This window comes from Rickettsiales bacterium (genome assembly GCA_029252805.1).
Lineage (GTDB): Bacteria > Pseudomonadota > Alphaproteobacteria > Rickettsiales > JALZUV01 > JALZUV01.
The window spans coordinates 1-6623 of the sequence record JAQXAR010000053.1; the positions used below are offsets into that span (position 1 = coordinate 1).

6 protein-coding genes are annotated in these 6623 nt (G+C 42.4%); 2 read left to right on the forward strand and 4 right to left on the reverse strand.

The annotated features are described in order from the left end of the window. Positions 1 to 308: 308 nt before the first annotated feature. The 4 genes from P8P30_10145 to P8P30_10160 all read right to left on the reverse strand — a co-directional run bounded on the left by P8P30_10145 (position 309) and on the right by P8P30_10160 (position 4844). On the reverse strand, positions 309 to 2675 hold the full coding sequence (locus P8P30_10145) for a DUF5906 domain-containing protein (protein ID MDG1287901.1): 2367 nt from the start codon (positions 2673 to 2675) through the stop codon (positions 309 to 311). Further along, positions 2668 to 2952 (reverse strand): helix-turn-helix domain-containing protein, encoded by a 285-nt coding sequence (locus tag P8P30_10150; protein MDG1287902.1) that lies wholly within the window; start codon positions 2950 to 2952, stop codon positions 2668 to 2670. The genes P8P30_10145 and P8P30_10150 overlap by 8 nt, the downstream gene beginning before the upstream one ends. Before the next feature lie 95 nt (positions 2953 to 3047). Beyond that, positions 3048 to 3674, reverse strand: coding sequence for a hypothetical protein (locus tag P8P30_10155; protein MDG1287903.1), 627 nt, complete (start codon positions 3672 to 3674; stop codon positions 3048 to 3050). Then, positions 3675 to 4844: an integrase family protein gene (locus P8P30_10160; protein ID MDG1287904.1), complete on the reverse strand. Its 1170-nt coding sequence runs from the start codon at positions 4842 to 4844 to the stop codon at positions 3675 to 3677. It abuts the gene before it with no gap. 88 nt (positions 4845 to 4932) lie between these two features. Between P8P30_10160 and P8P30_10165 the strand changes: the two genes are divergently transcribed. Next, positions 4933 to 5562 (forward strand): hypothetical protein, encoded by a 630-nt coding sequence (locus P8P30_10165; GenBank protein MDG1287905.1) that lies wholly within the window; start codon positions 4933 to 4935, stop codon positions 5560 to 5562. Further along, positions 5562 to 6518, forward strand: a complete 957-nt coding sequence (locus tag P8P30_10170; GenBank protein MDG1287906.1) for a hypothetical protein — start codon at positions 5562 to 5564, stop codon at positions 6516 to 6518. The genes P8P30_10165 and P8P30_10170 overlap by 1 nt, the downstream gene beginning before the upstream one ends. Positions 6519 to 6623: the final 105 nt, after the last annotated feature.

Sequence of the window (6623 nt, forward strand, 5' to 3'; positions counted from 1 at the left end):
ACGATAAATCCTAATGGTGGAGAGTCAACACAATGCTGTGCTTTGGTGGGATATTTGGCATAAATGATGATTTGCTCACGCGCGCGCGAATAGAAAAATTATCGAAAATACCGGATATCCAATAGCAGCGGTGGAAACGGCAAAAGTCCGGCCATCCACACACCCATAAAGAGATAGTGTTTGACCGGACTGGCCGGAATGACCGCTTTTTCAGAACTTTGGCAAAGAATATAACAAAGCTGAAGTAGTAGCTGGTTTTAAACCTTGCTGAGAACAGATAATAAGCGGTTTATACGGTTCAATTGGGGTTAAAAAGGAGACTCCATACCCCCTCCTTCTTGGGTGTTGTGCCAATCACGAGCATCTCCCCATTCGTATGGGAACATAACCTGATCCCATATTTTACGGGCAATATGTAGTTCGGGAACCCAAAATCCACGGGGGCGCAAATTGTCATCCTTATCGAAGCCCATGCAGCGACTTTGTTTACGACTACCATCCGCATTATAACGGCTAATTCCTAAGAATGTAGCGACAGAATGTGGACTAGCATTGCGGCGCGGAGAAAGGTCAGAGGCATATTTAACGAGGGTATGCGTAGCTAAGTGGTATAACTCACCCTGCTGGTTTTCAAATAAGCATTCCCCTGTAACCAAGCGGTCAAACCATGCTTTCTCAACGGGATTCAAGCCAGCAATCATTTGCTCATGAAGTGCTTTTGTGCGCGGAAAATCATAGCGAGGATGCCAACCAGATATATCCATATTTAACAAATCATAAAGCATCGCCTCGAGACCACCATTGCTTTGCTCCGCAAATAATGCGTCAAAATATTCGCGATTTTGTTGGTACTTGCTAGACACTTCAAAAACAGCAAACCGACGTTCTTCTTCACTAGCAGGCACAATCCAGTCTTCATTAGATGCCATAACAACATGCAGCATATTGAGTGTTTGTTCTGCGTCGACCCCTTTACGCTCAATAGTTAAGGTAGGCTCTGTAATAAGGCTTTTAAGGTTACCCTCAGCCGATTTATTTCCCGGCCAGTATGCTTCGTCAGCAAACACAAAACATGTATCACCAAGGTGGGCGTTAAAACGGCCTGACAAATGTTGCGCATCACTTATATGCCAGCCATGCTGACCAAAAATCTTACACATAGCATTTGCGAAAGCCCCTTTGCCAGTGCCTTTTCCACCTTTTAGAACCAGTGCCACTTCCGCAGGTTTTTCAGGATGCTGCACTGCAAATGCAAGCCACTTCAAGACATATTCGTAATGCTGGACATTTCCGCAAACAACAACATTTAGAATATGCTTCTGCATTAACGACCAATCACCCTGTTTAGCTTTAGTCGCGAACCCTTGCCATAGGTTTAGAATTTCATCAGAGCATCCTTTGGGGTGCAAACCGATAGACTCATATTGACGGCGCTGAGGGTGGAGCAACCACCATTTTCCTAATGGCATAAATTTAGGTTCACCATCTTTAGTTTCACCAACTTGAATTTGGCAATTCATATAAGTATTCGTAAAATCCGAGAATGATTGAAAGCTTAGCACATCACGCTTTAAATCTTCATTACGCACGAACATAGCAATACGACACTTACCGCCAATATTAGCAATCACAGCGTGTTTCTCGTTAAGCTCAGCTAGCTCTGGCTGAGTATTAAACTCGATCGCACGCTCAATTTGACGAATTGCATATTTTTCTGCGCCATTTCCTTTTTCTACTACACTCTCGCTGATTCCCCACTGAGGGTCAGTCAAAATACCAAAAACCACTTCATCAGGCACTTGCTGGCGAACCAAATCACAGGCAACATCAAACAGCCATGCAGAGCGGCTATTATCATTTGGTTTCGGTTCATCTGGGTGCTTGCCCTGTGCAATCACGACTTTAATGCGGTCAGACACATCCCACTTATCCAATTCATCGAGCGAATTAGTCGTAACCGTATCATTATTCAATTTAACAGCATATTTTGAATCAACAACACCATTGGATTTTTTGTCCGCTTGTGCAAATTCACCGATATCATAAACGACCTCATCATCCCAATCTACGAGTGTCGCTAACTCTTCCTTGCGCCCCTTCTTGAGTTTCTTCGCATCGGGGATATTGATAGTTCCTGGAAGACGCATAATGCGGTCGATATTATGACAGTTATCCGCAGCATAGAGTAATTCAATCTGCTGATTGTAACGTTTAGCATCCTCAGCTAATCCAAGGTCGCCATCAATTTTCATAGGTTCTTTTAGCTTCCAGAAAGCCTGAAAACCACCGCCCGAAAAGATGATGCAAGTCGGCTTAGGAATGTTTTTAGGACGACTAGTCGTAAGTAATTCAAGGATCATCTCACGTTCTTTTTCAATGTCCTGTCCTTCACGCGGATCAATATCAACGTGCAAGTAATCAACACTCTTAATGTCTTCCCGATTGGCTTTCTTTTCCAAATCACGCATAGGACTATTCACATGGAAATAGATATTACGCTTGCCGTTATATTCATCTAACCATGCTTTTAACTTGTCCTTAGTTTCAGGATAAAACGTGGTAGTAGAAATCCCCTTGCGATCCGTTTGGATGCAGGTTAGCACCCACGGACCAGTAGGATTATAACGCTTTAGAAACTTAATCGACTGAGCTGACTCTCCTTTAATTTTAGACATTGTCATCTCCATCATCAGCCGTATGACGGCGAATATTGGCAGCCATAAATGCGTCGAGTTCAGTCTTATGGTAACGAATGGCACTGCCGCCATTACAGCGAATGTAACGTGGACCGCCCCCATGACAGCGCCAAATCTCTAAACGCTGCTTGGAGAAGCCGAGATAATGCGCCGCCTCAACTGTATTGAGATATTCTTTTTCTTGAATATTTTTTCCGTAATCACGAATAGCATCAGCTACCGCATCACGAATGGTTTCAGTAATATTTTGATTCATAAAAACTCCTATTTTGTAGTTAGAAGTCTTTCTTTTCAGGAATAGGTATTATTGAAAAAAGGTATGATTAAGGCACAAAATCTTACATTTTACCTTTAAGGCCTCTTTTTACGCATTTTCTTATAGGTGTTTTCAACCACACTTTCTGCTTGCGCAATTTTCAGGTCTTTAACGCCTCGCTTTTCCATTTCGGCTAGGCATTTCATTATCCAAGCGAGTAAAGGATTTCTACCAGTATTAGCTTTAGAGTTGTTTCGATAATATACAGCAGGACTACCAGTTTCCTTTTCCCAATGTTCCATCAGGAATTCTATAAGATTACTATTTCTAAATTTTACTGGCGCACCTCTCAGTGAAGAAAACTCCTTATATGCCATATATCCTGAAAATGCAGAATCCAATCTTTCCTCCGCTGAAGGAGCACGACTCGGAATATCATGAAGCGTTACTTTTTCATCGCCAAGCAGCAGCCTAGTCGCATCTGACGGCGCATTTACTGATTCAAAAAACAAACATCTCTCCTCATCGTCAAGAGCCTTCCATGCGTTTCGCAAATCCGTAATGGCCTTCCCCACTTTATGATAACGTTTTTTGGTTTCCCCGGAGTTAAACAACTTTGCACGGAGCTCATCATAATTGGTGCCGTGAAAAAATACTTCCTCCGCTTCAACTAATAACTCATCAGTTATTACTGGAAGCGTAACTTGCTTTCTTTTTGGCACTTAAATCCCCATCCGCTCTTTTAAATAATCCGCAACTTTTTGCTGCTGATCCCGCAAATGTTCAACCCCTTGACTAATGTAACCAGCCGTTACGCTGTTATTAGCAGGGCGGTGGTTAGTTAACACCTCAATATCATAGGCCGACAAGCCAGCAGTATTGCAGGCAGTGGTGTAAGTATCGCGCAAACGATGGGGTGAAGGCAACCCTCGCTTATTCTCTTTCGGCTCCTGCATAGGTATGACTTCACCTTGACGATTCTTAGTGGCGAATACCCATGGACAACGCTTGCCGTAGAGAATCTCATTCTCTTCCCTTCTCCGCGCCAAAATTTCTATGCACACATCTGGTAGCGGAATAGTAAAAGCACGCTCCTTGCCACCCTTCGGGTTAGGTCTATGAAGCGTTTCGGCATCCATATCAATATCAGCCCATTTGACCGTGCAAGCATCACTGCGACGAAGGCCCGTAAACATAACAAATAGATGGTAGTCACGACGCGCACCATTCGGAATGGTTAGGACTGTTTTATACCAATCCTTCATTTTACTTTCGGGCACTGGTTCCTGACGGCGATATTCCTTAAACCACTGGACGGCGATGCATGGATTGGGCGGCAAAAACTCATTATCCTTCATTGCCGTATTATAAATAGCGCGGAAGCATCGCATCATCCCGTTTGCACCATACCCTCCCGTTTTGCCAATGGTGCTATGAGTTTCTTTCACCTCAGCGCGAGTAATATCTGCAAGATTACGATTCTTCCATTTTGAAAGGTGTGTGTTCACCGCACGTTCATAATCATCAATGGTATTTGGTGACGCATTTTTTCGTTTCATCGCCTCTTTATGGAGCGCCCATGCTTCTACAAGTGTAATCGACTCTGCTGCGACTTTGCGTTTTTCTGCCGCAACATCCACCCCTTTATCCATCTGCACTAAATGTTCGCGTGCCTCTTTGCGGGCTTCTTCCAGTGTCCATGTGCCGTAACGGCCAATAGAGGCTCTTTTGGATTTACCATTCATATCCTTTTGGACGATAAATGTTTTGCTGGCACTCCCCACCCGCAGACCGAAACCTCGTAGCTCCGTATCCCAATAGAATTTCTGTTTTCCATGTTCCGCAAGCGCGATGTCATCAATCGCTCGCTTGGTTAGCTTCACGCTGGGCATAACTTCCTTTTATAAATGGTTATATACGAACTATTGCTCATCTCTCTGAAATTGCAAGGGAATCAATTTCCCCTTATAATAGATTGCTATGGTAGACGAAAATTCTTGGCAGAATATCTTAAACACTGAAGGGTGGTATGCTGCTCCACGCAAAATAAAAAATGAACCTTCTCTTAAAGAATTGCTTGCTAAACTTTCTCCTAGAAGGATTGTTTACTCACAACTATCTGTCAATTCGACTAAATGTGCGAGGCCCAATACACTTTCTCACACATTTGGGTTAAATCAATTTCCATTTCATACGGATGCCGCAAGTGCTGTTATACCTCCTAAATACATCATTTTATTTGCTCCCCCCTTACGCACCACGAATACTCTTGTTCTTTCTCCACTAAAACACAGCTCTTTGGATGCTAAAACTTGTCAAAAGGCTGCGTTTCGTGTCTTCGATTCACATCGAGCACATAGTTATAAATTTTGGAATTTAGCCCGTAACCTAGATTACATACGCTTTAATCCCCTAATTATGCAGCCCATAAATAATGAGGCAGAAAAAGTAGCTGCTATTTTAAAAAATGACTTGGATAGAGCAATAGAAATAAGCTGGAGAGAAACACGTTTTCTTGTTATCAATAACCATAAGATTTTGCATAGCAGAGAAAAGGTTAAAGAAAGTGATGCGCATAGTTATTTACGGCGCATAATGGTTTGGAATTAATGACTTGGACAGCAGAGAGATATTTTACAAAAGCTAGCAACTATTGGCAGTTGGCAACAAGCAAGGAGCGGGATTCTGAGGAGTTTCTACTAAACCTAAGCTTCTTTTGTGAGTTTTTAGTGAGAGGTGCTATATGCACCCAAAACCCTTCTCTAAATGCCTCAAACGACGAAGAAAGTATATTATACTCTGCCGGAATAAAACCTAACAAACCACCCAAATCTGTGCCTGCGAACGTCGCATTATCTCGTTTAAGTAGGCTAATACCAGAGATAACTACAACAGAATACGATACCCTAAATGCGTTTTTTTCTATTAGGAATACAGAACTACATAGTGATGAAGATGGTATTTCCACCGTTTCGCAAAGTGAAATAATTCCCCATATTTATTCTTTCATATCAAAAGTAAGTAATTTCGCAGAATTAGACTTATCAACTCTACTGAATGACTCTGACGCTAAGCAGGTCAAAAAAACAGCAGAAGCACTGCTGCACGACAGGCAGAAACGAGTCAAAGATTTAATTAAAGTTCAAAAAGATAGGTTTTATACCCTGCCTGAGTCAGAACAAGATTCAAAACGGGAAGCCTCCAAAAGCCAATTCGTAAGCGCTACAACAACCTCAGGACACTATCTTAGAACACAAAAATGCCCAGCTTGCAGTCAAGAAGCTATTTTAGGCGGAAGCCCGATAGGTTATAGTGAACCGATTTTACGAGAGGATGGGATATTTAGGGAAATCCGAATCGTACCGGATGTATTAGAGTGTAAATGCTGTGGTCTCAAAATTAACGGCTTAGATGAATTAATGGCTGCTGGAGTTGATCACGAGTTTGTTGCCATAGATCATGTAGATGTAGTGGAGCACTTTGGTATCGATCCGCTAGAATACGTAGATACCGAAGAGATTGCTAGAGAGTACTATGATGATCAATACGGCTATCAAGACGAATGAGTTTTCCATTTTATAGAATCAGCATTAGGCTGACCAATGCCAACTCGAACGATAGACATTGATTTTACTTCCCAAAAAGCTCCATACTCTAGCCTCCCACATACT

Coding starts and splice junctions, on each gene's coding strand:
- P8P30_10165 (MDG1287905.1), top strand. CDS start 4,933: ATGGTAGACGAAAATTCTTGGCAGAATATCTTAAACACTGAAGGGTGG.
- P8P30_10145 (MDG1287901.1), bottom strand. CDS start 2,675: ATGTCTAAAATTAAAGGAGAGTCAGCTCAGTCGATTAAGTTTCTAAAG.
- P8P30_10170 (MDG1287906.1), top strand. CDS start 5,562: ATGACTTGGACAGCAGAGAGATATTTTACAAAAGCTAGCAACTATTGG.
- P8P30_10150 (MDG1287902.1), bottom strand. CDS start 2,952: ATGAATCAAAATATTACTGAAACCATTCGTGATGCGGTAGCTGATGCT.
- P8P30_10160 (MDG1287904.1), bottom strand. CDS start 4,844: ATGCCCAGCGTGAAGCTAACCAAGCGAGCGATTGATGACATCGCGCTT.